Here is a 24,053-nt window from a genome sequence, read left to right on the forward strand (position 1 = left end):
CTTCAGTGCCGGTGGTGAGAGGCGTCGTCGTCATCCTGTTTCGGCGCTATCTCGTTGCGATAGAGAAGAAAAAGCCCGATGGCGATAGCGGCAATGCCGCCGCCGACGAGATGCGACAGCGAATAACCGCCCTTCGTCACCAGCCAGCCTGCGACGACATTGCTGAACGATGCGCCGATACCCTGAACCATCATGACGCTGGCAAGGCCGACATTAAAACGACCGGTGCCCTTCAAAATCCTCTCCACCGCAACCGGGGTGACGATGCCGAGCAGGCCGGCGCCAACGCCATCGAGAAACTGCACCGGGAAAATCACCCAGAAATCCGTGAAGGCTGAGGCGAGGAGACCGCGTATCGGCAACGCGATCAGCGCGATGATGAAAACGGTCGAGAGACCGAAACGGCGTATCAGCCATGGGGCCATTGCGGCAACGAAGATCATCGCGAATTGCGCGACGCCGGTAATGATGGCGGTGGTGCGGAAGGGCGTCTGCAGTTCGATGGCGAAATCCTGCGCGATCAACCGGCTCATCGGCGCGTTGCCGAAGTGGAAAACAAGCAGAATGATGGCGAGAAAGATCAGCCCGCGCTCCTGCAGCAGCACCTTGATGCCGGACGGGCCGGGTTCTCCCTTGTCTTCGGCGAGGCCGCGGGCGACGTTGTGGTCGATTCGATCAGGGTCGATGGCCGCCGTCGCGACCAATGCGCCTGCAGCGGTCAGCAGCATGAGGCCGATGATACCGTTCATGCCGAAGAAGGTAACCGCCACATAGGTCGCGAAAAGCGAGGCGAAATTGCCGCCGTGGTTCCAGAACTCGTTGCGTGAAATCTGATGGGAGAACAGGCGTTCGCCGACAAGGCCGAGTGTGAGGCCAGCAAGTGCCGGCCCGACCACGGCGCCGACGACGGCCGTCATGATCTGACCGGTCCAGACTATCCATGCATCCGGAAAGATCAGCGTGATCAGCGCGCCGATGGTCACGAGGATGACGGGAATGGCGATCAGCATCCTTTTCCACGTCGTGCCATCCACCAGCGCACCACAGAGCGGCGTGGCAAGCAGACCGACGAGGCCGCCCACCGTGGCAATCATGCCCAGCGAAAGCGAAGACCAGCCCTTTGTCGCTAAAAAGGCATCCAGAAACGGCCCAAGGCCGTCGCGGGCATCGGCGAGGAAAAAGTTCAGCGCTGCAAGGGCAAAAAGCGTGCGGTCTGAAATGCCGCCGCTGCGGGGCAGACCACCGGAAGGAAGGCTGCCGCGCGCTGCCGGAACGCCGATTGTCGTCATGAAATATGCTCCGAAAATATGCGCGAAAGGATGGGAAATTGATTGAGGCTGGCGAGAAACATCTCTGCCCGCATTTGGTTGCACCGACACAACGGAAATATTGGTCCGCCGATATTTTTGACGGTTGCAGAACAGGCCGAAGGAACGTTTGCCGGCGCGAGCGAGTTAGCCTTCGTGGAAAAAACGGATACTCGCCATGAAGACCAAGGCTTTTGCGATTTTATTTTCTGCCGGATTGCTCGGCGCACAGCCCGCGCATGCGGATGAACGCGAATTCCTCTCGTCGCTGAAAGGCACCTGGGCGGGCAAGGGAACCGTGATTACCCGCATTGGCACGCCGCCGATCAGCGTGAACTGTACGCTCAACTCCAATACCGGAGCATCTTCGCTCAACATGTCCGGCACTTGTCGGGGACTGCTTGTGGTAAAGCGCGCAATCGCCGCCGATCTCTCAGCGAAGGGTGGGCGCTATAGCGGCGCCTATATCGGCCCTTCGGGCCGCCCGTCTGCCCTTTCCGGCACGAGACAGGGAAATGCGATCAACCTGACCGTCCGCTGGAATCGCGATATCAACGGTGACCGTGTCGCCGCTATGACCATTGAAAAGGTTGGCGATAATGGCCTGCGGTTGCGCACCACCGACAAAGACGCACGGACCGGCAAAACGGTGGTGACGAGCGATATCCGGCTTGTGCGCTGAGACAGCCATGAGAAAATGGCCGTTGGGATGTTGAATCTTAGCGGAATTCGAGCAGCAGCGGGCAATGGTCCGAGACCTCAGGCTGCCTCACCACATCGAAGCGATCGACTTCTACAGCCGGATTGACCAGCATGTAATCCGCATAGCGGTTCGGTTTGGCATAATGCGAGGTTCGGGTATCGGTAAAGCCGCGCGTGGTGACAAGTTCGGTGAGATCCAGTTCCGTCAACACGGCGAAGGTTTCGCTCTCAGGCAGAACATTAAAGTCGCCGCAGACGACGATCCGGTCGCCATCCTCCGCAATGTTTTTCACAAGTTGGACGAGGCGTTTTGCCTGCGCCAGACGGGCGGCGGTATCGTGCTTGCCGTCGAGGTCGCGCAGCCCATGCATATGGGCGATGACGGCGGGCTGACCAGTCGTGAAGTCGAAAACCCTGATGGCGTGGCCCGTGCGTGAGCGTGGATGATCGCCATATCCATCCGCAGAGAAGGCGCCATGCACGAAACCCTGCGCCTGCGCAACGATGGCGATGGACTTGCGTACGAAGGTCGCCAGTCCCCATTGGGAAGGATATCGAGTCTCGCCCTGCCAGAGATCACCCTGCGCCGCGGGGCAGAATACTGCTACGTGATCAGGCAGCGCGTCCGCGACATCACGCAGTAAATTCGCCCTTTGCGGCAAGTCAACGCCGTGATCGCGATAACTCAGCCAGTCCTGCGTGGCGGCCGGTGTGTGCACCACTTCCTGCAGACATAAGATATCGGGATCGGACGAGGCGATATAGGGGACAAGTTTGTCGTGGAGCTTTCCGCCCCAGCCGTTCAGGCAAATCAGACGCATTCCCACTCCATCCCCATGTCGCAGCGTCATCTGTTTAACACGGGCTATGCCAGGATCAACCATGCGGAAGCGTGATCGCCAGATAACGAAAACCTTGCCATAACGAAAAAGGCCCGGATCGCTCCGGGCCTTCGTATGTCGGTTCGCACCGATGCCTTACTCAGCCGCTTCGGCATAAGCCTCCATCGGCGGGCATGTGCAGATGAGGTTGCGGTCGCCATAGACATTGTCGATGCGGTTGACCGGCGACCAATATTTGTCGATGCGGAAGGCGCCGGGCGGGAAGCAGCCCTTTTCGCGGCTATAGGGACGATCCCATTCGCCGACGAGGTCTTCCACGGTGTGCGGCGCGTTCTTCAGCGGGTTGTTGGTCTTGTCCGCACGGCCTTCCTCGATGTCGCGGGCTTCCTCACGGATAGCCAGCATGGCATCGCAGAAACGGTCGATTTCCGCCTTGGTTTCGGATTCCGTCGGCTCGATCATCAATGTGCCGGCGACCGGCCAGCTCATGGTCGGCGCGTGGAAACCGCAGTCGATGAGGCGCTTTGCGACATCGTCCACCGTCACGCCGCAGCTGTCTGCCAGCGGGCGGGTATCGATGATGCATTCATGCGCCACACGTCCCGTTTCGGACTTGTAGAGCACGTCGTAAGCGCCCTTCAGCCGTTCGGCGATGTAGTTGGCGTTGAGGATCGCCACCTTGGTCGCCTGCGTCAACCCTTCGCCGCCCATCATCAGGCAATAGCTCCAGGAGATCGGCAGGATCGACGGCGAGCCGAACGGGGCAGCAGACACCGCACCCTCACGACCGTCCGTCGCCGGATGGCCGGGCAGGTAGGGAGCAAGATGCGCCTTGACGCCGATCGGTCCCATGCCAGGGCCACCGCCGCCATGCGGAATGCAGAAGGTCTTGTGCAGGTTGAGGTGGGAGACGTCCGAACCGATATCGCCGGGACGGGCGAGACCGACCATGGCGTTCATGTTGGCGCCGTCGAGATAGACCTGTCCACCATGCTTGTGGGTGATCTCGCAGATCTCGCGAACCGTCTCCTCGAACACGCCGTGGGTGGACGGATAGGTGATCATGCAGCACGAGAGGTTTTCCGCATACTGCTCTGCTTTTGCGCGGAAATCATCGATATCGATGTCACCGTTATCCCGCACCTTCACCGGCACCACCTTCATGCCGACCATCTGAGCGGAGGCAGGATTGGTGCCGTGCGCCGAGGTCGGAATGAGGCAGACGTCGCGATGTGTGCCGCCATTGGCGAGGTGGTAGTTGCGGATGGTCAGAAGCCCCGCATATTCCCCCTGCGCGCCGGAATTCGGCTGCATGGAGAAGGCGTCGTAACCGGTGACCGAGCACAGCTTTTCGGAGAGATCGTCGATCATCTCCTTGTAACCGAGCGCCTGATTGGCCGGTACGAAGGGATGAATGTCGGAAAATTCCGGCCAGGTGATTGGCAGCATTTCCGCTGTCGCATTCAGTTTCATGGTGCAGGAACCGAGCGGGATCATCGAGCGGTCGAGCGCCAGATCGCGGTCCGAAAGCCGGCGGATGTAACGGGTCATCTCGCTTTCGGCACGGTTCATGTGGAAGATCGGATGCGTCATGTACTGGCTGGTGCGCAGCAGTTCCTTCGGCAGACGATAGTCCGGCTCGAAATCCGAGATCGAGAAATTGCCGCCGAATGCGCGCCAGACGGCCTCCAGCGTTGCCGGGCGCGTGCGCTCGTCAAGGCTCATGCCGATTTTGGTCGCGCCCACCTTGCGCAGGTTCACACCTTCCGCAACGGCCGAGCGCAGGATAACGCCCTGCATATGGCCGACTTCGACGGTAATCGTGTCGAAGAAGGTTTCCGGCTCGATCATGTAACCGAGCTTTTCAAGACCCTTGGCCATCAGCACGGCCTTCTGGTGGGTCTGCTGGGCAATCGCCTTGATGCCCTGCGGACCATGGAAGACGCCGTACATGGAGGCCATGACGGCCAGCAGCACCTGCGCCGTGCAAATGTTCGACGTCGCCTTTTCGCGGCGGATATGCTGCTCGCGGGTCTGCAGCGACAGGCGATAGGCGCGATTGCCGCGCGCATCGACCGAAACGCCGACCAGACGGCCAGGCATGGAGCGCTTATGCGCATCCTTGACCGCCATGTAGGCCGCATGCGGACCGCCGTAACCGACCGGCACGCCGAAGCGCTGCGAGGTGCCGATGGCGATATCCGCGCCCATTTCGCCGGGAGATTTCAGGAGCGTCAGCGCCAGAAGATCGGCGGCGACGGCGGCAATCGCACCCGTCTGGTGCAGGCGGGAAATCAGGCCGGAGAAATCGCTGACATGGCCATGCGTGCCCGGATACTGGAAGATCGCGCCGAACACGTCGACCGGATCGAGATCGGTGAACGGGTTACCGACAATCACCTTCCAGCCGAGCGGGGCCGCACGCGTCTCGATCAGCGCGATAGTCTGCGGATGGCAATTGGCGTCCACGAAGAAGGCGGTCGCCTTGGATTTCGCAACACGCTGGCACATCGCCATGGCTTCGGCAGCCGCCGTCGCTTCATCGAGCAGCGATGCGTTGGCAACATCGAGACCGGTCAGGTCGCACACCATCGTCTGGTAGTTCAGCAGCGCCTCAAGACGGCCCTGGCTGATTTCCGGCTGGTAGGGCGTATAGGCCGTGTACCAGGCCGGGTTTTCCAGAATATTGCGCTGGATGACCGGTGGCGTGATCGTGCCGTAGTAGCCTTGGCCAATCAGCGAGGTCAGCACCTGGTTCTTGTTGGCTGTCTCGCGAAGACGGTCGAGCGCCTCGCGTTCGGTCAACGCGGCACCCCAGGTCAGCGGCACCTTCTGGCGGATGGAAGAGGGAACGGTGGCCTCGATCAGGGCGTCGAGGCTCTTATAGCCAACGACCTTCAGCATCTCGGCCATTTCCGACGGTGACGGCCCGATGTGACGCCGGTTGGCGAAGTCATAGGGCTGATAGTCGGTAAAATGGAATTCGGTGGGCGTCGTCATTACGCGATCAGCTCCTTGTAGGCTGCCTCGTCAAGCAGCGTATCGGCATCTGCGGCGTTGGAAAGCTTCAGCTTGAAGAACCAGCCGGCGCCCTGCGGGTCGGAATTGACCAGCGAGGGATCATCGACGATGGCCTGGTTGATTTCCACCACTTCGCCATCCAGCGGACAATAGACGTCGGAAGCCGCCTTGACGGATTCAACGGTCGCCGCGTCGCCATCCTTGGAGAAGGTGGCGCCCACTTCCGGCAATTCGACGAAAACGAGATCGCCAAGCTGTTCAGCGGCGTGGCTGGTGATGCCAACGGTGGCGATATCGCCTTCGAACTTCAGCCATTCGTGTTCTGCGGTAAATTTCAGCATCGTATTCTCTCCGGAGATGGGATGAAGATTATCGTTTATAGGTGGGCTTGATGAAGGGCAGGGCGGCGACGGTGACGGGCAGATATTTGCCGCGCACTTCCGCAAAGACAGCCGTGCCGGGAGCAGCGTGGGAAACAGGCACGTAACCCATGGCGACGGGACCTTCGACTGAAGGGCCGAAACCGCCCGATGTCACTTCACCGATCTCCGTCTTGCCTTCGGCATCTGCGAAAAGCTTCGAATGACCGCGCACCGGCGCCTTGCCCTCGGGCTTCAGGCCAACGCGGCGACGCGATGTACCGTCGTTCAGTTCGCCGAGAATGCGCTCTGCGCCGGGAAAACCGCCCTCGCGGTCGCCGCCAGCGCGGCGCGCCTTCTGGATCGCCCATTCAAGCGAGGCTTCGATGGGGGAGGTCGTGGTGTCGATATCGTTGCCATAAAGACAAAGGCCGGCTTCGAGGCGCAGGCTGTCGCGCGCGCCAAGCCCGATCGGCTCACAATCGGGATGTTCGAGCAGCGCCTTGGCGATCTCTTCCGCCTTGTCGGCCGGTACGGAGATTTCAAAGCCGTCTTCACCGGAATAACCGGAGCGGGAGACGATGCAGGGCACGTCATGCAGCGGCACTTCCTGCACATCCATGAATTTCATTTCCGAGACGCCGGCCCAGAGTTCAGCCAGAACGGCCTCCGCGCGCGGTCCCTGAAGCGCGATGAGCGCCCGGTCATCGAGAAGCGTTATCTCGCAGGCATCGGAAAGATGCGCCTTCATATGGGCGACATCGGCATCCTTGCAGGCAGCGTTGACCACGACAAACAGATGATCGCCGCGATTGGTGATCATCAGGTCATCGAGAATGCCGCCATTTTCGTCGGTGAAGAAACCGTAGCGCTGGCGGCCTTCCTTCAGGCCGAGAATATCCACCGGCACCAGCTTTTCCAGCGCGAGTGCGGCATCTTCATTGTTGCCGGACTTCGCCTTCAGGATCACCTGACCCATATGCGACACGTCGAAGAGACCGGCGGAGGTGCGGGTCTGAAGATGTTCCTTCAGAACGCCGGTCGGATATTGCACCGGCATGTCATAACCGGCAAAGGGCACCATGCGGGCGCCAAGGGATAGATGCAGGGAATTGAGCGGCGTGATTTTAAGCTCGGCGGTATCGTCCAAGGACGCCTCCAGGGTTGCGCGAAACATCGCGCGGGCTCAGGTCATGACGCAAAAAAAACGCGCCGGGTTCAAGAGCCCCCTCTGTCCTTGTCGCCTGAGATTGTTATCCCTTCGGCGAGCCGTCCTTATGAAAGGTGGCTTCTCTCCAGAGTTCCGTCGTCACCGCTGGTCCTTTTGCCTGAGAGTTTCCGGGGCGGTTGCTCCTTCGGCACCGCAGTGAAGCGGTTTCTCCCAACGATGATGCGACGCTCATTATCTTCGAAGACCCGTTATTGGCAAGGACCAAATGACGCATCTGAACAGATTCTTGCTCCATCTGCGCCATCGGCTTAGCGATCCGGGGCGACAGATGGCCTCGGCAGCTTTCCTCAGTCGGATTTTTTCTCCGGCAGGCCCTTGCGTTTCGTCGATGCTAAATCCTCAAGTTCCTTTTCCGTCATGGACTTCTCCATGCTTTTTGAAGCACCTTTTAAACTGGATTTCTTCATTTCTCCGCGTTTGGCCGCCAGTGCGGCGCCCGCCGCTTTCTGCTGGGCTTTCGATTTGGCTGGCATGTCGGGCCTCCCTTGAACGATGGTTGCGGCAGGAAAATGCCGCCTGGCATCTATTGTTCCCTTGCGACGGTCTGGCCTGCGGCAAAATTCCCCTTTGAAATCGGAGAGAAACAGGGATATCGCCTAGAACATGGATGCAAATCGAAAAAGACGGCCGATGGGGATGGAGAAAATGCTTCGCATTTTCTGCGCGACCCTGATGTTGTCCCTCGGTTTCGCCCACAAGCCGGCACTTGCCGCAGCACCCGCCGTTGCGCTGGATGAGAGCTACCGGTTGCCGGACGGCACATTTGCGGAAATCTGCCTTGGCCATGGCAGCGGCGTCAATGCTTCCCATACCAAGGAAGGCCCCGCCCATTCCGGCGACGCCATCCTGTTTTGCGAGGCCTGCCTCCTCGCCTCGTCCATTCTTCTGCCGATGCCCGATACGGCTGGCTGGCTGAAGACTGAGTTTGCCTGGCTCGACAATCGCCTGCCTGCGGAATGGAGCTTCCGCTCCGTGCTGACGATCCAGAAGCCCGCCGCGCGCGGTCCGCCATCCCTGTCCGCCTGATTTTTCGTTTTACGGGATCATCGCCGCCTTTGGCGGCACGGAGCGGCTGCGCGGACCCAGAGGGATAGCAGTCGCAGGGACAAACAAATGAAAACCACCAAGATCATCGCCTGCAGCCTTTTCGTCGCCTCGGTTTCGACCGCGCAGGCTTTCGCCCACGCCACATTCGTTGACGGTTCGGCCGAACAGGAAAGCACCGTCGTTGCGGCCCTCCAGGTGCCGCATGGCTGCGAAGGCGGGCTCGCCACCACCGAAGTTCAGATCAAGCTGCCGGAAGGATTCATTTCCGCCAAGCCGCAGCCCAAGGCTGGCTGGGAACTGGAGGTCATCAAGGGAGACTACCAGAAGGCCTACAAGAACCACGGCAAGGAGATTAAAAGCGGCCCGGTCGAAATCCGCTGGAAGGGCGGCAACCTGCCGGATGAATTCTACGACACCTTCGCCGTGCAGGGAAAAATCTCCGGTATAGAGGCGGGGCAGGACCTGCCGTTCAAGGTAACGCAGCTCTGCGGCGACAAGGGCAAGGTTTCCTGGGACGAAGTGGCAGCGGCCGGCGTCGATCCGCATTCCCTGAAAAGTCCCGCTCCCACCATTCGCGTTGCCGCAAAAGCTGCGCATGCCGGCGGCCATGATCACTCCACCATGGATATGGATGTCGTGAAGGCCGGCAGCCTCGAAGTATCGGACGGAACGACCAAGGCCATGCTGCCGGGCCAGCCCGTGGGCGGTGGATACGTGACGATCAAGAATGCCGGCGATAGCGACGACAAGCTGATCGGTGTCGAATCTTCGTCCGCCGGACGTGCTGAAATTCACGAGATGGCCATGGTCAACGACGTCATGAAAATGCGCAAGCTGGATGACGGCATCGTCATTCCCGCCGGCCAGACGGTGGAGCTGAAGCCCGGCGGCCTGCATATGATGTTCTTCGATGTGAAGAAGCCCTTTGCCGAAGGCGACAAAGTGCCGGTAACGCTCATCTTCGAAAAGGCCGGCAAGGTGGAGATCGTGCTGTCCGCAGGCGCAGCCAAGGGCGGCGGCGACCACCAGCATAATTGACGGATGAAAAACGGCTACCGGAACGCGTGACAGGTCCGGTAGCCGTAAATTTTCATCTATCGTGTTTGTTCTTCAGCGCCGTGGCGGAAAAGGCAGGGTGGCATTCGCCCACGTGATTTTCCGGAACTCGGTCGAAGATTTCTAGAAGATCAGTCTGACACCAGGCTGAATGCGGGGATTCCGCCCATATGGCGAGAAACTGAATAAACCACATTAAAATATCTATATATCCACCTGATCTATAAATTTCTTTCAGATTTCGAAGGGAAGCTGTTTTCCTCGTAGGCCTCCACGGCCTGCTCCAGTGTCGCCTGTGGCTCCTGGCGCTGGCTGCTTGCTATCAGGAAATAGAGGGTGAGGGCCGGCGGCTTGATCGTCGTCATCAGGCCCCTGAGCTGGAAGTCATCGCCATGTTCGGCCTTGCGCGCCAGTTCGTGAATGGCCTCTTCAACCTCGCTCTTGCGCGGCACGCGTTGCGGCGGCTTCATGGCCTCCAGCGCATAGGCCGCTGTATTCGCGGAAACGGAAAGAACCTGTGTCATCGAACCTCCGGCCATCTTCGCCGACCCTGAAAAACCGTAGATTAACAGTTGCCCATTGTTGGAAGGCTAAATCGCACAGCTGCAATTTAATCGTATTTTAACAGCCGAAAGCGCCGGGCAAAGGGGTTTCGCCAGCGGTTCCCATGGTCTAAAAATGTCCTGGACCGTCCGGTCCGACGATTTCTTCCGGAGACACAATTCCCCATGATCAATATCGCCCTTGTCGCTGCGGGCGGCGCAATCGGTTCTGTGTTCCGTTATCTGGTCGGGGTTTGGAGCGTGCGGTTGGCCGGACCGAATTTCCCCTGGGGAACCCTTGCCGTCAATGTGGTCGGATCTTTCCTGATCGGTCTGCTGGTCGAGCTTGTGGCGCGGAGGCTGAACGCCTCGATGGAAATGCGCCTGTTTCTCGTCACCGGCGTGCTCGGCGGGTTCACCACATTCTCGTCCTTCTCGCTCGACGCGGTCGCGCTGTTCGAGCGCGGCGCGCTCGGGCTGTCGGCCGTTTACGTGCTTGCAAGCCTTGCGGTTTCCATCGCAGCGGTTTTCGCCGGGCTGGCCTTGGGCCGCAGTTTGTTCTAAAGGCTTGGTCCAAACGGCGCGCTGACGAATAGGGCGCGCGATCAGGACAGAAAGACTGGAAATTTCATGGCAGGTATCGAGCATATCAAGGTCGGGGCCGACGAGGCCGGTATGCGCCTCGATCGCTGGTTCAAGATTCATTATCCGGGACTTGGTTTCGGGCAGCTGCAGAAGCTTCTGCGCTCCGGCCAGGTGCGTGTGGATGGCGGCCGGGTGAAGACGGATGCACGCGTGCAGCCGGGACAGATGGTGCGCGTACCGCCGGTCGATTCCGATCTCAAGGTCAAGAGCGGCCCGATCGGATCGAAGGACCTCAAACATTCCGAAGACGGCGAGCTTCTGGCGCGCATGCTGCTGCATGAAGACGACAAGGTGTTCGTCTTCAACAAGCCGGCCGGCATTGCCGTGCAGGGCGGCTCCGGCGTCACCCGCCATATTGACGGCCTGCTGGAAGCCTGGACCAACCAGAAGGGCGAAAAACCGCGCCTGGTGCACCGCCTCGACCGCGATACGTCGGGCGTGCTGGTGGTTGCCCGCACCCGCGGTGCTGCGCAGAAGCTGACGGCCGCCTTCCGCGAACGCGATACCAAAAAGACCTATTGGGCGCTGGTCAAGGGCGTGCCGCGCAAGCATCAGGACAAGATTTCCACCTGGCTGGTCAAGGAACAGACCATGGATGGCGATCGCATGCGTATTGCCAAGCATGGCGAGGAGGGGGCCGATCACGCCGTTTCCTATTACCGTGTCATCGATACCGCCGCGCAGAACCTCGCCTGGCTGGAAATGGAACCCTATACCGGCCGCACCCATCAGCTTCGCGTGCACGCGTTGCATATGGGCCACCCGATCATCGGCGATCCGAAATATTATATCGACGATCCGAACTGGGATTTCCCGGGCGGCATTCAGAAGCGCCTGCATCTCCACGCACGCCACATCGACATCCCGCATCCGAATGGCGGCCGGCTTCGGGTCAGCGCCCCCCTGCCGCCGCATATGGTACAGACCTGGAACCTCCTCGGTCTCGACGTGGCCGATGGCGATAGGGAAGACTGAGAGCCCATGAAACTCGTTCTTTTCGATTGCGACGGAACGCTGGTGGATAGCGCCGGCCTGATCCATGCCGTCATGGCCGATACTTTCGCTGATTTCGGCAAACCGCGCCCCGATATCTCCGAAACCAAGGCGATCATCGGTCTGACGCTGGATATCGCCATCGCCCGCATGCTCGGCAAGGCGCATGTGGATGACGAAGCGAAGGCGATGACGGAGCGCTACAGGGAAATCTATCATCCCCTGCGGGAGCGGCCGGAAATGACCGTGCCGCTTTTCGACGGTATCGCCACGCTGATCGATATGCTTTCGAAACGCGACGATGTGCTGATCGGCGCTGTGACCGGCAAGGGCCGGCGCGGTCTTGCCCATATCCTGCAGACCCACGGCCTTGCCGATCACTTCATCGTTTCGCGCACGGCGGATGATTGCCCCTCCAAGCCGCATCCGGCCATGGTGATGGAATGCTGCCATGAAACCGGCATGGTTCCGGCCGATACTGTCGTTATCGGCGATGCGATCTATGACATGCAAATGGCCAAGGCTGCGGGCGCGAAAGCAATTGGTGTCGCCTGGGGGTATGCCTCGGTCGACGATCTCTGGAAGGCGGGCGCGGATGCGGTCGTCAGCGACCCAAGCGAAATTCCCGCCTATGTTCCCGCCGATATTCTTGAATAACCTTTTTATCCGACTGACGAGGACGTGCCATGCGTGATCTCCTGAATGACCTTTCGGAGGGCCTGAGCCATCCCGACCCGATCCTGCGCGCGCAGATCCAGATGCAGAAACCTCTGCCGAAGCGGTTCTACAAGGATGTCACTGTCGGCGAGGCGGAGGAGGGCGGTTTTACCATCCTTCTTGATGGCAAGCCGCTGCGCACTCCCGCCAAGAAGCCGCTGACCGTTCCGACGCGTGCGCTGGCGGAACTGCTTCGCGATGAATGGGATGCCCAGAAAGAAGTGGTCAATCCGGTGGTCATGCCCGTCTCTCGGCATGTGAACACGGCCATTGATGGCGTCGCCAATGATACTCAGGCGGTTTTTGAGGACATACTTCGTTTTTCCTCTTCCGATCTCCTCTGCTATCGCGCCGGCGATCCGGAGGCGCTGGTTGCGCGCCAGACGGACCATTGGGATCCGGTTCTGGACTGGGCGGCCAATGTGCTCGGAGCGCGCTTCATTCTCGTCGAAGGCGTGATGCATCAGGACCAACCGCGCGAAGCCATCGCGGCTTTTGCGGTAACGCTGAAGAAATACGACACACCGATTGCGCTTGCCGCTCTTCACACCATGACATCGCTGACCGGCTCCGCCATTTTGGCCCTTGCACTGGCGGAAGGGGAGCTGACGCTGGAGGAAGCCTGGGCGCTTGCCCATCTGGATGAGGACTGGACCGCCGAGCAATGGGGCGAGGACGAGGAGGCGCTGGAGCGCCGCGCCGTCAGGCTTGTCGATATGCGCGCGGCACTCAATGTTCTGGAGTCGCTGAAGAGCGCTTCTTAACGCTTTTCTAACCCTGATCGTCGAACATGCGGTTACCTCACGTTAGGGGAGCCGCAAATCATGAATACCACGCTGAAACGCCTTGGCACCATTGTGCTGGCGTGTTTCACGCTCATGTCTTTCAGGCTGGAACCGGAAGCGACCAATACCGACCGGCTGCTTTACGATGTGCGCGGCGCATTCGTTGCGGCACGCCCGGATGTCGCTCCGGCGCTGATGCAGTCCATTCATGCGCAGGTGCAGAATGCGATCAAAACCACGGCGCGTGGAGAAACCCGGCCGCGCGTGGTACTGACCATCCGTCTCGCATCCGTTACACGCGGTCCCTTTCTATTCGGGGAAAGGGCGTCGGCCAAAGTCATCGTCCGCGCCGCCGCCGTTGCGACGGGAGAGGTGATCGCGGAAGCCAAATTCACCGCCACCGTCGTCAGCTTCGATAATCAGTCGATAGAGCAGGAACTCGCCTATGGTGTCGCCGAACGCGTGATCCGCGAATTCAGGCTCAGCCGGCCCGGCCCGACAACGCTGGCGACGGCATTGTTTCCATAAGCGGGACACAAAAGGCGAGGGCGCGACGCCTATTCGTCCGCATTTCAGCTTCCGAAATATTTCAAGCTTCAATCAGGCGCATCTTCGGTGCTCTTAAATTAACATACGTCGCGTATATGTAATTGACATGCGGCGCGTATGTAACTATCTGGCATACGTAACGTATGTAAATGGGCGTCCGAAGCCTCTTTTAAAAAGAGCAACGCTTCTCGCGTCCATGACCACTCAGCCAAAAGAGAGATGCACAATGACCGCACGCGAAGCAATTTTCCCCGCTAACAGGCATGCGCTTTACGAGGAGCATGGCTATTCCGCAGCTATCCGATCCGGTGACCTTCTTTTCGTTTCCGGCCAGGTGGGCAGCCGTGCCGATGGAACGCCTGAACCTGATTTTGAACGTCAGGTCCGGCTGGCCTTTGAAAACCTCAAGGCCACGCTTGCGGCGGCGGGCTGCACCTTCGATGATATTGTGGATGTGACGACGTTCCACACGGATCCGGAAAACCAGTTCGGAACGATCATGGCCGTCAAGCAGGAGATTTTCAGCCAAAAGCCTTACCCGAACTGGACGGCCGTGGGCGTCAACTGGCTTGCCGGCTTCGATTTCGAGATCAAGGTCATTGCCCGCATCCCGTGATGTCAGGTTAGATAGCAGGTCGGCGGCGCTAACAGGGCGCCGCCGACCTGCTTCTCCGTCCTTATCCCAGCCGCTCCGCATGCCACTTCAAATGGTCATCCATGAAGGTAGAAATGAAATAATAGGAGTGGTCGTAGCGCTCATGCATGCGCAACGTCAGGCCGATATCCGTGCCCTTGACCGCTTCTTCGAACAGCCAGGGGCGCAGGCCCTTTTCGAGAAAACTATCGGCCTTGCCCTGATCGATCAGGAACTCGGGGAAACGCGCACCGTCCTCGACCAGCGCACAGGCGTCGTATTGACGCCATGCGGCCTTATCCGCACCGAGGTATTTTTCCAGCGCCGGCTCGGACCAGTCGGCCGAAGAGGGAGCCACGATCGGCGCAAAGGCGGAGCAGCTCTTGAAACGCCCGGGGTTCTTGAGCGCAATGGTCATCGCGCCATGACCGCCCATCGAATGGCCGAAAATGCCCTGGCGGCTCATATCCGCACGGAAATGCTGGCCGATGAGGGCAGGCAGTTCTTCCGTCACATAGCTGTACATCCGGTAGTGCTCGGACCAGGGCTCCTCTGTGGCATCGAGATAAAATCCGGCGCCCTTGCCCATCTGCCAGTTAGTCAATTCGTCCGGCACGTCGTTGCCGCGCGGGCTGGTGTCCGGGCAGACGATGATCAGCCCGAGTTCGGAGGCCATGCGACGATATTCGCCCTTTTCCATGACATTCGCGTGGGTGCAGGTGAGGCCGGAAAGATACCACAGGACAGGGCAGGGTTCATGGATCGCTTTCGGCGGCACATAAACCGCAAAGGTCATCTCAGATTTCAGGGTTTCCGATGTGTGCGAAAATACGCCCTGCATGCCGCCAAAGGCCGTATTTTGCGAAATAATGTTCATGAAGCCATTCCTTGTGAAATTTTCCGGTTCAGCCCGCAAGCGAGACGGCTGCATTGACCGCGGCCGCCACCAGAACCGTATTGAAGAAAAAAGAAACAATGGAGTGCAACAGCGTGACCTTGCGCATGGCGGTCGTGGTTATCCCCACATCCGACGTCTGCGCCGTCATGCCGATCACCACGGCGAAATAGAGAAAGTCGTAACCGCAGGGTTCCTTCGTGCCAGGAAAATCCATGCCGCCGCGATGCTGGCGTTTGCCGTCCACCACGGTCGGCCGCCAGTAAAGATGGGCGTAATGCAGGGCGGTCATGGTGTGGATGGTCAACCAGCCGAAGATCACCGAGGCGAAGGCGATGAGCAGCGCCCAGACTGTTTCGCCCGTATGGTTGAGGGCCTGAAACAGCGATACCACCGCGACGGCAACGGCAAGCAGCGTGACGGCGATGATGGCGACCGCAGGCAGATCGTCGCTATCGGCATGAGCCTTAAGGTGCTGCGCCGTCAGGCCCGACAGGCGAAAGGCAATCAGGGTGAGATAGGTCAGGAAGAACAGAACGGCCGCGATCTCGATCGCCAGCGGCGGTGCAAAAACCAGCGCCAGGCCAAGGCTCACGGCGCCGACCAAAAAGGCAATGACGAAAGGTTGATGGCGGCGATAGCTGTTGCTTTTCATATTGGCCGGGGTCATGGGCGGCACCTTTCCGTTGGCGCCGTCATTTTTTGACACGGCGGCAAAAGCGGTCAAGCGTCTCCAGAAAGGCGGAGCGGTCACGCGGTGAAAAAGCCGCATTATATCCTTTGCTTTCACCGGTTTCGCGCAGATGCGCGCCAAGATCGCGCATCGCTGTCGCCATCCCGATATTAGACTGGTCAAAAACGCGGCCCGTCGGCCCGGTCACCAGCGCACCCTTGGCGACGCAGCGGCCGGCCAGCGGCACATCGGCGGTGATGACAATGTCGTTTTCGGCTGCATGATCGGCGATCCAGTCGTCCGCCGCATCGAAACCGGCAGATACGATGACGTTTTTCACCATGGGATCGCGTGACGGGCGCAGACCGGAATTGGCAACGAAGGTCACTTCCAGCCTATGCCGCTCCGCCACCTTGAGAATCTCCGGCTTCACGGGGCAGGCATCGGCATCGACATAGATTTGCGGGTTTTGCGGCATGGACACTCTTTTCGGATAATTCCTGCCATGCTTCTAAGCGCAAACGCCGCGATTACCAAGCCCACCATTGCTGAAATGCGGGTTCGATGCCGGGCAGGGGGCGCACTTGCGACCACCCCAAAAATCGCTTATGTTCACTTTATGTTCCTATCCCGAAAGGTTTCCCATGCTGGAAGAGTTCATCGTGCAGGCCAAGTCCGCCACCTATGTCGGCGGCGGCAACAAATCCGCGACGCCGACGCGCAAGGGATCGCACGATCTCGGCTATCAGAGCGGCGACTGGCATTATATCGACAGCTATTTCGGGGGAACCGATTTCATCGGCCAGGAGGTCGTCTGGCATGAGGGGACGGCGGTGTGGGCGATGAGTTATTACGGCCGCATCCTCCGGCCCGACATGATCGACGGCGCCACGGCTGGCAGTGTCATTCAGCGGTCGCTTTCCACGCTCTATCGGGAGGGCCGGTTCCTTGGCGGCTTCACCCACCCGGTGGAAAATCTGGTCTATGTCGATACGAATGAGGGTGAGTTCCAGTCCTTCACCGGCATCGAGCGCATTTACCGGGGCCATGTCGAAACATACCGGCTTGACTATCATGGCGGGATCATAAAGCCATAGAGCGCAGGAAATGCCATGGACGGGATTTGCAATGGCAAATGGCGACACTCAATTTTTCAAGGCGACACTCTATTTCGACAGCGAACCCACGATCTCGGATTTGACGCTGACAGAAGCGTGGGGCGAGGAGGGATATGAATGTGAGCGGCTGAGCGAAAAGGGCGTGTTTGACGGCCTGCGCGGTTCGACGAGGGTCTTTGTCGGCACTCCCGAGCCGGTCGTAGCGGCGCCGGTTGCGCCGGCCCAATATCCGGCAGTCGCAGAGACCGGGGTTGACTGGTCAAAGACCTTTTGCGTTGACGCCAAAGCGGCATATGATGATTTCAGCCGCGCGACACATCAGTGCGAGTTCAAATTCCTCATCATGGCGGATGAGGACGATCCTGAAATCGCCCATAACGAGATCGCCTCAACCCTGCTCGGCATTCATCAGGTCGCTCCCATGCAGGCCGTTGCATTGCATTATCTCGACATGATCGTTGGCCGCGCTAATCTCGATGACTATCTGAACTATGCAAACAGCCATCTGGACCAACCGCAGCAAATGGCAACGATGCTGGCCTTCGGAACCTTCGTGACGGAGGAGGGGGAAAAGATCAGGGCCTGGACAACGGGTCTGGAACATTTCGGCCAGACGAATCTGCTTTTCGAGACCCCGGCTGGAGATGCGACGGAAGCGCTTCTCACCCTGTTCGGCCTCGGGCATCTCGTCGTCAACGGGCGACGCTTCGCTGCCGGCGAAGCCATAACATCTTTCGACCTTCTTGCGCGTTTCACGCCCGCCGAACTCGATGCCCGGCCCATGCTGCGCGTCGTCAGGCAGGAAGCCGGCTAGAGCCAGCTGTCGTACCTGGGAGCGAGTGGGACGATGATGTTTCACCGCCCCATCTCAGGTTTCAAATCAGCCCGGCTGTTTGGTCTTGCGCAGATAGGGAAGAACCGTGTCGTAGGAACCGAAACGGGCGATCGCATCTTCGTTGGAGACGGCGGCGGTGATGATGACATCCTCGCCCTGCTTCCAGTTGGCCGGGGTCGCCACCTGATGTTTGGATGTGAGCTGAATGGAATCGATCGCGCGAAGAATTTCCTCGAAGTTGCGGCCGGTGGTCATGGGGTAGGTGAGGACCAGCTTGATCTTCTTGTCTGGACCGATGACGAAGACGGAGCGCACGGTGGCGTTGTCGGCAGGCGTGCGGCCTTCGGAACTGTCGCCAGCGCCAGCGGGCAGCATGTCGTAAAGCTTGGCGACCTTCAGGTCCTTGTCGCCGATCAGCGGATAATCGACGTTGAAACCGGTCGCGGTGCGAATATCGTTCTTCCATTTTTCATGGCTTTCGACCGGATCGACCGAAATACCGATGATCTTGACGCCACGCTTTTCGAATTCCGGCTGCAGGCCGCCCATCGCGCCGAGTTCCGTCGTGCAGACGGGGGTGAAGTTCTTCGGATGCGAAAACAGGACCGCCCAGCCGTCGCCGATCCAGTCATGGAAGCTCACCGGACCATGGGTGGTCTCGGCGGTGAAGTCGGGTGCTATATCGTTGATACGCAGGCTCATCTGATGTTTTCTCCCTAATGATTTGAACTGAAAACTGATGGTTCTCGGCAATCCGTGTCCGGCGCTGGAGCTTAGAGTTTTTGCGTGAAATGGCCAGCCCTTTCATCGGGCTTGGGCGGTATTTGCTTCAGCCCCACAGAGATTTGATGGCCCCGCTTTTCCCTGTTTGTCGCGGTTGCACGTTGTCCGCCCGGTTGATTGTTTCAGGAGGACATGATTATTCCAGAGACGATCGGGGGGCCATCATGACGACTTCTTCTGCGCCTGTTTCCGCAACGGTTCGGGCGCGCATTCCAGCGACGGTCTGGGTGCTCGGCATCGTTAGCCTTCTGATGGATATTTCTTCGGAAATGGTACAGACGCTGCTGCCCTATTATCTCGTTTCCGGTCTCGGCGCTTCCGCGGTCACTGTCGGTTTCATCGAGGGCATGTCGGTTGCCATCGCCACCACAACCAAGCTGTTTTCCGGGATTATCGCGGACTGGACGAGGCGGCGGAAAATGCTCGCCGTGCTTGGATACGGTCTCGGCGCAATCTCGAAACTCGCTTTTCCCTTCGCCACCTCGCTTGGCTGGATCGTCGCCGCCAAGGCGGTGGACCGGGTCGGCAAGGGCATTCGCGGAACGCCGCGCGACGCCCTTATTGCCGATGTGACGCCGCCTGAAATTCGTGGCGCCGCGTTCGGGCTCAGAAAGTCGCTCGATACGGTGGGCGGCTTCATCGGCCCTCTGGCGGCCATCGGGCTGATGTTCGCGCTCAGCGAAAATGTGCTCGCCATTTTCTGGATCGCGGTCATTCCCGCTTTCCTTGCGGTGTTCATCCTCGTCGCCGGTGTGAAGGAACCGGATGCGCCCGCAAGACCGAAAGCCGAAAAGCCATTCCGGCTCGCCGATTTTGCGAAACTCAATCGGGCGGTTTGGATCGTCATCATCGCGGCGTCGCTCCTGACCTTCGCTCGTTTCAGTGAAGCATTCCTGTTGCTGAAATCCGAAGAGGCAGGCTTCCGGCCGGCTTGGATACCGATCACGATGGTCATCATGCATGCCGTCTACGGCCTGACAGCCTATCCCGCCGGCCGGCTTTCGGACAGGATCGGCCGCTCAGGGATTATCGCGGCGAGCGTGGCCGTGCTGGTGGCCTCTTATCTGACGCTCGCTTTTGCCAATTCCATTCCGTTGTTCCTGTTCGGCATTCTTCTGTGGGGCCTGCATATGGGCCTGTCGCAGGGTCTGCTCGCAGCCCTGATTGCGGAAACGGCGCCGCCACATCTCAAGGGAACGGCCTTCGGCGTCTTCAATCTGATGACGGGTCTGGCGGTGCTGGTCGGCAACGTCATCGCCGGCTTGCTGTGGGACCTCCATGGTTCCTTCGGCACCTTCCTGGCGGGCGCAGCACTGTCTTTTACCGCATTACCGGTGTTGATCTGGGTGTCCCGTCGAAAGCGCGCCGCCGCCTGAGCCTGTGCCGAAAACACGACGACGTTGTTTTCGCTCATCCCAGCGCATAGTGTGACGTAACGTCAGGCGACAGCATTCCGGGGTGGGGAGTGATGGAGAACAGCAATGACAATCACCATTACCGCTTTTGAACGTTCGCCCGATGGCGGCAAGGGTCTCGCCCGCGACATGCGCGTCCGCTGGGCACTCGAAGAAGTGGGCCAGCCCTATGACGTCCGCCTTCTTTCCTTCAAGGCGATGCGGGAACCGGCGCATCTGGCGCTTCAACCCTTCGGGCAAATCCCGACCTATGAGGAGGGTGATCTCGTCCTGTTCGAATCCGGTGCGATCATATTCCATATAGCCGAACGCCATGCCGGCCTGTTGCCAGAGGATGCGGATGCGCGGTCGCGCGCGATCATGTGGATGTTCGCCGCGCTCAGCACCATGGAACCACCCATTGTCGAGCATTTTGTCACCGGTTTTCTCGAAAGGGACAAAAGCTGGCACGGCGAGCGCCTGCAGATCGTCGATGAACGTATTCGCAAGCGGCTCGGCGAATTATCCCACCGACTGGGGAAGGCCGATTGGCTTGACGGCGCATTCAGCGCCGGCGATCTGTTGATGATATCGGTGCTGCAACGGATAAAGAGTTCTGGCATTCTCGATGAATACGCAAATCTCGCGGCCTATGTCGCCCGGGGCGAGGCGCGTCCCGCCTATAAACGCGCCTTTGCCGATCAGTTGGCGATTTTCAAAGCTGCATCGAACGGCTGAACCGCATCGACCGGAGAGACCCTCGCTGCGGACTGCCTGCGATCAAGCCGAGGTGCTGACGCGATAGGCCATTCCGAGCGACCTCGGCGCGGTCTCCTTGAAGCCGAATTTTTCGTATAGCCTGTTTGCCGGCACATCGGCGATCAGGCTGACATAGGCCGAAGCGGGAAGCTCGCTCTTCACATGGCTCATGAGCGCATCCATGACCGCCTTGCCCAAGCCCCGGCCCTGATGGGCGGGATCGACGGCAATATCCACGACCTGAAAAAAGCAGCCGCCATCACCGATCAGCCGGCCCATGCCAATGGCCGAACCTGCATGCAGAACCAGCACGGAGAAGACCGTGCCCTGCAAACCCTTCTCCGCCGCCTCCCGTGAGAAGGGGCTTAGCCCGGCCACGGCGCGAAGGCGCAGATAGTCCTCGACAGACGGGGTTTTCGCGACGATGGAATATTCGGGGGAATAATCGGGTTGGTTCATTCGACTCTCCTCTTGGCCGCGCTCTGAAAGCGCCGCCCAATATGTGGAGGAGAGTTCTACAGGAGCTTTACCGATTCTGAGGCGCAATTTTCAGCGCCTGAAGATCGTGCTGCGCGCGGGCGCCCATGAAGGCGACCGTTTCTGCCTGTTAGCGGCGGCCTTCCACGGCGGAACGGATATGCGAGCGGCTGACGCCGATGTCGGAAAGGCTTCTGTCATCGAGCGCGCTCAGTTCGGCCACGGCGCGACGGTTGCGGAAATAGTTTCGAACGGTTTCGTGAAGTTTCATTTTCATGGTTTCCAGTGATGAGATTGCATAAAATATGCCCATTCTGGCGCGAAAAATACAGGCATTTGCCTGCATGGAAGACATGCAAAAATCGAAACCCGACGTCTGGATAGGGGGAAACGACTGCCGGCATAAGGAAACGCTATAGCGGCAGAAAGGACTTGTGTTGGCAAAATATCCGGCGATGAACCTACTCTGCCTGAAAGATTAGCATGACGTTAATCGACAAGAACCGCAAAAGCGGCAAAAGCTCGCCCGGCCAAAGCCGGAACAGATAAATCCGAAAAGGAGTGGGAACATGAAAAACGGTATTACTCGCAGACTTCTACTGGTTTCCGCAGCGGTCGCTCCGATCCTGAGCCTGTCGCCGGCGCTCTCCGCCGCAGCTTATGCGGCCGACACGATAAGGCTCGGCCTCGTCGCGCCGATGAGCGGCCCGAATGCGCGCTACGGCGCTTTCTCCATGCATGGCGCGGAACTCGCGGTAAAGGACATCAACGCGGCTGGCGGCATCAACGGCCAGCAGATCGAACTCTTCAACGCCGACAGCCAGGGCACGCCGGTCGAAGGTGTTTCGGCCACCCGCCGCCTGATCGATCAGGACGAGGTGGATTTCGTCATCGGCGATGTCTCCAGCTCCGTGACGCTCGCCATGCAGCCTGTCGCAGAGGATGCCGAGGTTCTGCTACTGAACGCCGCGTCCTCCAACCCGAAGATCACCTATCAGGCGGGCGTCGGCGGTTTCAAATGGACGTTCCGCAATTATCCGACGGATGAGAACCGGGCCTTCGTCGTGGCGAAATACGCCGCCGAACAGCGTGGTTTCACCAAGTTCGCGGTGCTGTCGGTCGATAGCGACTACGGCCGTTCCGCCATCACCTTCACCAAGAAATATCTGCCCGACTTCAAGGGAGAAATTCTCAGCGAGGATTACTACAAGGAAGGCGAGGTCGACTTCCGCAGCGTGCTGGCGAAGATCCGCGATAACGGCGCGCAGGCGATCATCATGTACGGTCTCGCCGACACGACGCCGATTGTCGCCCGTCAGATGCTGGAACTCGGACTTGCCGGCAAGGTTACACTGATCGGCAATGGTGAATTCAACACCGAAAAGACGATCAAATCCGCACCGAAGGCCATGGAAGGCGCCGTGGAAGCCGCCGCCTGGCTGCCGCAGTTCGATAGTCCGGCCAGCAAGGCCTTCGTCGAGAAATTCACCGCCACCTACAAGGAAGCGCCGAACAACCATGCCTATGTGCATTGGGATACCGTCAACCTGCTCGCCCAGGCGATCAGGCAAGCCGGAAGCGCTGATCGCAACGCCGTCCGCGAGGCGCTCTCCAAGATCAAGTACAAGAGCCCGGTCGGCGAAGTGACCTTCGACGATCACAATCAGGCGCGCCTTCCGATGATCCTTCTCCAGATCGAGAACGGCAAGCCCAGCATCAAGGGCGCTTATACGGCGGAAATCCAGTACCCTGCGAACTGACAGACCGGGAGGGGTACAGCCATGTTCTCGACAATTCTCGAGCAAGTCGTAAACGGGATCGTCACCGGTTCCGTCTACGCGATCGTCGCCGTCGGCATGACCATGATTTTCGGGGTGCTGAGAGCCATCAACTTCGCTCATGGCGAATATTACATGCTCGGAACCTTCGGGGCGTGGTTCGCCATCGACTATCTCGGCCTTTCCTATGAGGCTTCGATCGTCGTCGGCGTTCTTTCCACCGTGGTCGTGGCCTATGTGGTCGGCCAGCTCGTGATGCGCAGAATGGTGGGGGCGCCGGCCGAGTCCGGCGTTCTCGCCACCCTCGGCATCGCGCTGATCCTGCAAAACACGATCATTTTCGTCTTCGGCGGCGGCTACAAGTTTTTCGCCGGCGGTTATATCGAGCCGATTTCCATCCTCGGCTTCACGCTGGCGCAGCAGCGCGTGCTCATTCTGGTCGTGTGTCTGATCGTCTTCGTCGGTCTGGAGCTGATGGTGACCTATAGCCGTCTCGGTATGGCGATGCGGGCGGTCTCACAAAATGTCGAATGCTGCGGCGTGGTCGGCATCGATGTCTCGCAGGTCGTATTGCGCACCTTCATCCTCGGCGCCGCGCTCGCCGCACTTTCGGGTGTGCTCACCGCGCCGGTCAATGTCAGCGTCTATGGCGGCATGGGGGAACTCATCACCTTCAAGACCCTGCCGATCATCATCATGGGCGGCCTCGGCAACGTGCGGGGAACCTTCTTCGCGGCCATGATCCTCGGCATCGCCGAAAGCCTCGTCGCCACCTATGTCGGGCTGCAATTCCGCGACACGGTGGGCTTCGCAACGCTGATCCTGATGTTGATGTGGCGTCCGCACGGCCTGTTTTCGACGCAGGCGCGCTTTTAGAAGCCGCGCCCGCCGGAATTTACTCGAATTTTGAG

At 59.4% G+C, this 24,053-nt stretch carries 28 protein-coding genes and 1 riboswitch; of the genes, 15 read left to right on the top strand and 13 right to left on the bottom strand.

Features of this window, described 5'->3' with window-relative positions; genetic code table 11:
• Nucleotides 1–2: 2 nt before the first annotated feature.
• Nucleotides 3–1,289 carry an MFS transporter gene (locus tag L901_RS02075; RefSeq protein ID WP_059752883.1) on the bottom strand — a complete coding sequence of 429 codons (1,287 nt, stop codon included), beginning with the start codon at nt 1,287–1,289 and terminating at the stop codon, nt 3–5.
• 196 nt (nt 1,290–1,485) lie between these two features.
• Here L901_RS02075 and L901_RS02080 point away from each other — a divergent pair, with 196 nt between their 5' ends.
• Nucleotides 1,486–1,989, top strand: coding sequence for a hypothetical protein (locus L901_RS02080; RefSeq protein ID WP_059752886.1), 504 nt, complete (start codon nt 1,486–1,488; stop codon nt 1,987–1,989).
• 37 nt (nt 1,990–2,026) lie between these two features.
• Here L901_RS02080 and L901_RS02085 read toward each other — a convergent pair whose 3' ends face one another.
• The 5 genes from L901_RS02085 to L901_RS02105 all read right to left on the bottom strand — a co-directional run bounded on the left by L901_RS02085 (nt 2,027) and on the right by L901_RS02105 (nt 7,935).
• Nucleotides 2,027–2,830 (bottom strand): endonuclease/exonuclease/phosphatase family protein, encoded by an 804-nt coding sequence (locus tag L901_RS02085; protein ID WP_059752890.1) that lies wholly within the window; start codon nt 2,828–2,830, stop codon nt 2,027–2,029.
• A gap of 156 nt (nt 2,831–2,986) precedes the next feature.
• On the bottom strand, nt 2,987–5,851 hold the full coding sequence (gene gcvP, locus L901_RS02090; protein ID WP_059752893.1) for an aminomethyl-transferring glycine dehydrogenase: 2,865 nt from the start codon (nt 5,849–5,851) through the stop codon (nt 2,987–2,989).
• Nucleotides 5,851–6,213, bottom strand: a complete 363-nt coding sequence (gene gcvH, locus L901_RS02095; RefSeq protein WP_003502678.1) for a glycine cleavage system protein GcvH — start codon at nt 6,211–6,213, stop codon at nt 5,851–5,853. Before gcvH ends, gcvP begins: the two co-directional genes overlap by 1 nt.
• A gap of 28 nt (nt 6,214–6,241) precedes the next feature.
• Nucleotides 6,242–7,381, bottom strand: coding sequence for a glycine cleavage system aminomethyltransferase GcvT (gcvT, locus tag L901_RS02100; protein WP_059753206.1), 1,140 nt, complete (start codon nt 7,379–7,381; stop codon nt 6,242–6,244).
• Nucleotides 7,382–7,537: 156 nt separating this feature from the next.
• Nucleotides 7,538–7,625, bottom strand: a riboswitch (glycine riboswitch).
• 124 nt (nt 7,626–7,749) lie between these two features.
• Nucleotides 7,750–7,935 carry a DUF3008 family protein gene (locus L901_RS02105; RefSeq protein ID WP_059752896.1) on the bottom strand — a complete coding sequence of 62 codons (186 nt, stop codon included), beginning with the start codon at nt 7,933–7,935 and terminating at the stop codon, nt 7,750–7,752.
• A 172-nt stretch (nt 7,936–8,107) separates the two neighbouring features.
• Here L901_RS02105 and L901_RS02110 point away from each other — a divergent pair, with 172 nt between their 5' ends.
• Both L901_RS02110 and L901_RS02115 read left to right on the top strand, forming a co-directional pair.
• Complete coding sequence (locus L901_RS02110) at nt 8,108–8,488, top strand: hypothetical protein (RefSeq protein ID WP_082710433.1); 381 nt, start codon at nt 8,108–8,110, stop codon at nt 8,486–8,488.
• A gap of 87 nt (nt 8,489–8,575) precedes the next feature.
• Nucleotides 8,576–9,547, top strand: coding sequence for a copper chaperone PCu(A)C (locus tag L901_RS02115; RefSeq protein WP_035264036.1), 972 nt, complete (start codon nt 8,576–8,578; stop codon nt 9,545–9,547).
• A gap of 239 nt (nt 9,548–9,786) precedes the next feature.
• Here L901_RS02115 and L901_RS02120 read toward each other — a convergent pair whose 3' ends face one another.
• Nucleotides 9,787–10,089 carry a hypothetical protein gene (locus L901_RS02120; protein ID WP_059753211.1) on the bottom strand — a complete coding sequence of 101 codons (303 nt, stop codon included), beginning with the start codon at nt 10,087–10,089 and terminating at the stop codon, nt 9,787–9,789.
• 204 nt (nt 10,090–10,293) lie between these two features.
• Here L901_RS02120 and crcB point away from each other — a divergent pair, with 204 nt between their 5' ends.
• The 6 genes from crcB to L901_RS02150 all read left to right on the top strand — a co-directional run bounded on the left by crcB (nt 10,294) and on the right by L901_RS02150 (nt 14,412).
• A complete protein-coding gene (crcB, locus tag L901_RS02125; RefSeq protein WP_059752900.1) occupies nt 10,294–10,671 on the top strand; it encodes a fluoride efflux transporter CrcB in 378 nt (125 codons plus the stop codon).
• A 66-nt stretch (nt 10,672–10,737) separates the two neighbouring features.
• Nucleotides 10,738–11,727, top strand: coding sequence for an RluA family pseudouridine synthase (locus L901_RS02130; protein WP_035264040.1), 990 nt, complete (start codon nt 10,738–10,740; stop codon nt 11,725–11,727).
• 6 nt (nt 11,728–11,733) lie between these two features.
• Nucleotides 11,734–12,402, top strand: coding sequence for an HAD family hydrolase (locus L901_RS02135; RefSeq protein WP_059752902.1), 669 nt, complete (start codon nt 11,734–11,736; stop codon nt 12,400–12,402).
• A gap of 29 nt (nt 12,403–12,431) precedes the next feature.
• Nucleotides 12,432–13,226, top strand: a complete 795-nt coding sequence (locus L901_RS02140; RefSeq protein WP_059752907.1) for an ATP12 family chaperone protein — start codon at nt 12,432–12,434, stop codon at nt 13,224–13,226.
• Nucleotides 13,227–13,286: 60 nt separating this feature from the next.
• Entirely contained in the window at nt 13,287–13,775 is a 489-nt protein-coding gene (locus tag L901_RS02145) for a hypothetical protein (RefSeq protein WP_059752910.1), read from the top strand.
• A 247-nt stretch (nt 13,776–14,022) separates the two neighbouring features.
• Nucleotides 14,023–14,412 (top strand): RidA family protein, encoded by a 390-nt coding sequence (locus tag L901_RS02150; RefSeq protein WP_035217376.1) that lies wholly within the window; start codon nt 14,023–14,025, stop codon nt 14,410–14,412.
• Between the two features lie 61 nt (nt 14,413–14,473).
• Here L901_RS02150 and fghA read toward each other — a convergent pair whose 3' ends face one another.
• Genes fghA through L901_RS02165 form a run of 3 tightly spaced genes read right to left on the bottom strand, consistent with a single transcriptional unit; the run spans nt 14,474 to nt 16,476 of the window.
• A complete protein-coding gene (gene fghA / locus L901_RS02155) occupies nt 14,474–15,307 on the bottom strand; it encodes an S-formylglutathione hydrolase (protein ID WP_059752915.1) in 834 nt (277 codons plus the stop codon).
• 28 nt (nt 15,308–15,335) lie between these two features.
• Nucleotides 15,336–15,995, bottom strand: coding sequence for a DUF1345 domain-containing protein (locus L901_RS02160; protein WP_059752918.1), 660 nt, complete (start codon nt 15,993–15,995; stop codon nt 15,336–15,338).
• Between the two features lie 25 nt (nt 15,996–16,020).
• Entirely contained in the window at nt 16,021–16,476 is a 456-nt protein-coding gene (locus L901_RS02165; protein ID WP_059752921.1) for a YaiI/YqxD family protein, read from the bottom strand.
• Nucleotides 16,477–16,642: 166 nt separating this feature from the next.
• On the opposite strand from L901_RS02165, the gene L901_RS02170 reads away from it, so the two are divergent.
• The gene (locus L901_RS02170) at nt 16,643–17,095 is read left to right on the top strand and encodes a DUF5680 domain-containing protein (protein WP_059752924.1); all 453 of its coding nucleotides are present in this window, start codon (nt 16,643–16,645) and stop codon (nt 17,093–17,095) included.
• A 31-nt stretch (nt 17,096–17,126) separates the two neighbouring features.
• Nucleotides 17,127–17,930, top strand: coding sequence for a hypothetical protein (locus L901_RS02175; RefSeq protein ID WP_059752927.1), 804 nt, complete (start codon nt 17,127–17,129; stop codon nt 17,928–17,930).
• Between the two features lie 66 nt (nt 17,931–17,996).
• On the opposite strand, the gene L901_RS02180 is transcribed toward L901_RS02175, so the two are convergent.
• Nucleotides 17,997–18,653 carry a peroxiredoxin gene (locus L901_RS02180; protein ID WP_035217366.1) on the bottom strand — a complete coding sequence of 219 codons (657 nt, stop codon included), beginning with the start codon at nt 18,651–18,653 and terminating at the stop codon, nt 17,997–17,999.
• A gap of 245 nt (nt 18,654–18,898) precedes the next feature.
• Here L901_RS02180 and L901_RS02185 point away from each other — a divergent pair, with 245 nt between their 5' ends.
• On the top strand, nt 18,899–20,110 hold the full coding sequence (locus L901_RS02185; protein WP_059752929.1) for an MFS transporter: 1,212 nt from the start codon (nt 18,899–18,901) through the stop codon (nt 20,108–20,110).
• A 105-nt stretch (nt 20,111–20,215) separates the two neighbouring features.
• The gene (locus tag L901_RS02190) at nt 20,216–20,866 is read left to right on the top strand and encodes a glutathione S-transferase family protein (protein ID WP_059752932.1); all 651 of its coding nucleotides are present in this window, start codon (nt 20,216–20,218) and stop codon (nt 20,864–20,866) included.
• A gap of 42 nt (nt 20,867–20,908) precedes the next feature.
• Here L901_RS02190 and L901_RS02195 read toward each other — a convergent pair whose 3' ends face one another.
• Nucleotides 20,909–21,346, bottom strand: coding sequence for a GNAT family N-acetyltransferase (locus L901_RS02195; RefSeq protein WP_059752935.1), 438 nt, complete (start codon nt 21,344–21,346; stop codon nt 20,909–20,911).
• Nucleotides 21,347–21,494: 148 nt separating this feature from the next.
• The gene (locus L901_RS02200; RefSeq protein ID WP_080853169.1) at nt 21,495–21,635 is read right to left on the bottom strand and encodes a DUF1127 domain-containing protein; all 141 of its coding nucleotides are present in this window, start codon (nt 21,633–21,635) and stop codon (nt 21,495–21,497) included.
• A 298-nt stretch (nt 21,636–21,933) separates the two neighbouring features.
• Here L901_RS02200 and L901_RS02205 point away from each other — a divergent pair, with 298 nt between their 5' ends.
• Nucleotides 21,934–23,124 (top strand): ABC transporter substrate-binding protein, encoded by a 1,191-nt coding sequence (locus L901_RS02205; RefSeq protein ID WP_059752939.1) that lies wholly within the window; start codon nt 21,934–21,936, stop codon nt 23,122–23,124.
• A gap of 21 nt (nt 23,125–23,145) precedes the next feature.
• Nucleotides 23,146–24,018: a branched-chain amino acid ABC transporter permease gene (locus tag L901_RS02210; RefSeq protein WP_035217353.1), complete on the top strand. Its 873-nt coding sequence runs from the start codon at nt 23,146–23,148 to the stop codon at nt 24,016–24,018.
• Nucleotides 24,019–24,053: the final 35 nt, after the last annotated feature.

The sequence above is a fragment of the Agrobacterium sp. D14 genome (assembly GCF_001526505.1).
Classification (GTDB): domain Bacteria; phylum Pseudomonadota; class Alphaproteobacteria; order Rhizobiales; family Rhizobiaceae; genus Agrobacterium; species Agrobacterium leguminum.

Coding starts and splice junctions, on each gene's coding strand:
- L901_RS02110 (WP_082710433.1), top strand. CDS start 8,108: ATGCTTCGCATTTTCTGCGCGACCCTGATGTTGTCCCTCGGTTTCGCC.
- gcvP (WP_059752893.1), bottom strand. CDS start 5,851: ATGACGACGCCCACCGAATTCCATTTTACCGACTATCAGCCCTATGAC.
- L901_RS02165 (WP_059752921.1), bottom strand. CDS start 16,476: ATGCCGCAAAACCCGCAAATCTATGTCGATGCCGATGCCTGCCCCGTG.
- L901_RS02075 (WP_059752883.1), bottom strand. CDS start 1,289: ATGACGACAATCGGCGTTCCGGCAGCGCGCGGCAGCCTTCCTTCCGGT.
- crcB (WP_059752900.1), top strand. CDS start 10,294: ATGATCAATATCGCCCTTGTCGCTGCGGGCGGCGCAATCGGTTCTGTG.
- L901_RS02150 (WP_035217376.1), top strand. CDS start 14,023: ATGACCGCACGCGAAGCAATTTTCCCCGCTAACAGGCATGCGCTTTAC.
- L901_RS02195 (WP_059752935.1), bottom strand. CDS start 21,346: ATGAACCAACCCGATTATTCCCCCGAATATTCCATCGTCGCGAAAACC.
- L901_RS02140 (WP_059752907.1), top strand. CDS start 12,432: ATGCGTGATCTCCTGAATGACCTTTCGGAGGGCCTGAGCCATCCCGAC.
- L901_RS02180 (WP_035217366.1), bottom strand. CDS start 18,653: ATGAGCCTGCGTATCAACGATATAGCACCCGACTTCACCGCCGAGACC.
- L901_RS02170 (WP_059752924.1), top strand. CDS start 16,643: ATGCTGGAAGAGTTCATCGTGCAGGCCAAGTCCGCCACCTATGTCGGC.
- L901_RS02190 (WP_059752932.1), top strand. CDS start 20,216: ATGACAATCACCATTACCGCTTTTGAACGTTCGCCCGATGGCGGCAAG.
- L901_RS02130 (WP_035264040.1), top strand. CDS start 10,738: ATGGCAGGTATCGAGCATATCAAGGTCGGGGCCGACGAGGCCGGTATG.
- L901_RS02115 (WP_035264036.1), top strand. CDS start 8,576: ATGAAAACCACCAAGATCATCGCCTGCAGCCTTTTCGTCGCCTCGGTT.
- L901_RS02105 (WP_059752896.1), bottom strand. CDS start 7,935: ATGCCAGCCAAATCGAAAGCCCAGCAGAAAGCGGCGGGCGCCGCACTG.
- L901_RS02080 (WP_059752886.1), top strand. CDS start 1,486: ATGAAGACCAAGGCTTTTGCGATTTTATTTTCTGCCGGATTGCTCGGC.
- L901_RS02175 (WP_059752927.1), top strand. CDS start 17,127: ATGGCAAATGGCGACACTCAATTTTTCAAGGCGACACTCTATTTCGAC.
- L901_RS02120 (WP_059753211.1), bottom strand. CDS start 10,089: ATGACACAGGTTCTTTCCGTTTCCGCGAATACAGCGGCCTATGCGCTG.
- L901_RS02210 (WP_035217353.1), top strand. CDS start 23,146: ATGTTCTCGACAATTCTCGAGCAAGTCGTAAACGGGATCGTCACCGGT.
- fghA (WP_059752915.1), bottom strand. CDS start 15,307: ATGAACATTATTTCGCAAAATACGGCCTTTGGCGGCATGCAGGGCGTA.
- L901_RS02160 (WP_059752918.1), bottom strand. CDS start 15,995: ATGACCCCGGCCAATATGAAAAGCAACAGCTATCGCCGCCATCAACCT.
- L901_RS02085 (WP_059752890.1), bottom strand. CDS start 2,830: ATGCGTCTGATTTGCCTGAACGGCTGGGGCGGAAAGCTCCACGACAAA.
- gcvH (WP_003502678.1), bottom strand. CDS start 6,213: ATGCTGAAATTTACCGCAGAACACGAATGGCTGAAGTTCGAAGGCGAT.
- L901_RS02200 (WP_080853169.1), bottom strand. CDS start 21,635: ATGAAACTTCACGAAACCGTTCGAAACTATTTCCGCAACCGTCGCGCC.
- L901_RS02205 (WP_059752939.1), top strand. CDS start 21,934: ATGAAAAACGGTATTACTCGCAGACTTCTACTGGTTTCCGCAGCGGTC.
- L901_RS02135 (WP_059752902.1), top strand. CDS start 11,734: ATGAAACTCGTTCTTTTCGATTGCGACGGAACGCTGGTGGATAGCGCC.
- L901_RS02145 (WP_059752910.1), top strand. CDS start 13,287: ATGAATACCACGCTGAAACGCCTTGGCACCATTGTGCTGGCGTGTTTC.
- L901_RS02185 (WP_059752929.1), top strand. CDS start 18,899: ATGACGACTTCTTCTGCGCCTGTTTCCGCAACGGTTCGGGCGCGCATT.